The 1,093-nt window shown below is 74.7% G+C and carries 1 protein-coding gene; it reads right to left on the bottom strand.

Annotated features, from left to right (window positions below; genetic code table 11):
• Positions 1-55: 55 nt before the first annotated feature.
• Positions 56-709 (bottom strand): class I SAM-dependent methyltransferase, encoded by a 654-nt coding sequence (locus ACSNOD_RS31345; protein WP_436770463.1) that lies wholly within the window; start codon positions 707-709, stop codon positions 56-58.
• Positions 710-1,093 lie beyond the last annotated feature (384 nt).

Raw genomic sequence — 1,093 nt, 5'->3', positions numbered from 1 at the left:
GCTCCCGCCCCCCGGCGGGAGCAACCCTTCGGGGCGTCACGCCGGGGAGCGCTCTTCAGGGCGTGCGCCTCGCCAGGACCTGCGCCCCCGTGACCGGGACGCCGTCCAGCGTCGGCATCGCGCCGTGCCGCTCGGTCACCGGGGTCAGCCCGTGCCCGGTCAGCAGGGCGCGGAGCGCGTCGGGGTCGTGGTGCCGGAAGACGCCCCCGCCGGCGGCCTCGAAGACCCCGTACACCCCGTGGCGGGGCAGGTTCTCCTCGTAGCGCCGGACGTTGACCTCGTCGCTCTGCAGGGGGACGTCGCTGAGGTAGAGCACCCCGCCGGGCCGCAGCAGCCGGGCGACCTCGGCGACCGCCGCCCGGCGCTCGGCGTCGCCCGGCACGCAGGTGAGCACCGCGAACAGCAGGACGGCGTCGAAGGAGCCGTCGGGGAAGTCCAGCGGCAGCCGCTCGGCGTGGGTGAACCGCAGATGGGGGAAGGCCGCCCGCCCCCGGGCGACGAGTGCGGCGGAGAAGTCCACGCCCCGCACGTCGCGGTACCCGCGCCGGTCCAGTTCGTCCATCAGCCGCCCGTAGCCGCAGCCGTAGTCCAGAATCCGGGCGTCCGGGGGGACTTCGGCGGCCAGCAGGTCGGGGTCGAGCGGGTGCGTGAAGGTCTTGGCCGCACCGGAGGTCTCCCAGTACGCGCGGTGCTCCTCGGGCATCGTCATGCCCGCACGCTAGGGCAGCCGGCGGCGGAGGACACACCGTACGGCCCATCCCCCAGGGTGCGCCGGCGGCGAAGACGGGCACTTCGCACCGGCGCACCGGGCCGCCGCGGCCGGCAGAGGCGCGAGGGGGCAACCCCCTGCCGACCGCCGTGGCACCCCCGTCTCCGGCCGCCGGGAGGGAGGGGTTGCGGCGACGACGGGGCGGGCCGCAGCGGGGAGTGGCGGCCCAGGAGTCGAGTGAACCGCGCCTACCCGGTGGTCTGGCAAGAGGTGTGCATAGATATATGCGTTTCGACTTTTCACGGCGCCGGGGAATGTCTCGCTCCCGCGGTCGAACGGGGAGCGAGGGTACGAGGACGGGGCAGGCGGCTGTCTCTTATACAC

The sequence above is a fragment of the Streptomyces sp. URMC 123 genome, assembly GCF_051386515.1.
GTDB lineage: Bacteria > Actinomycetota > Actinomycetes > Streptomycetales > Streptomycetaceae > Streptomyces.
This window is presented reverse-complemented; position numbering and strand designations above follow the sequence as displayed.

Coding starts and splice junctions, on each gene's coding strand:
- ACSNOD_RS31345 (WP_436770463.1), bottom strand. CDS start 709: ATGACGATGCCCGAGGAGCACCGCGCGTACTGGGAGACCTCCGGTGCG.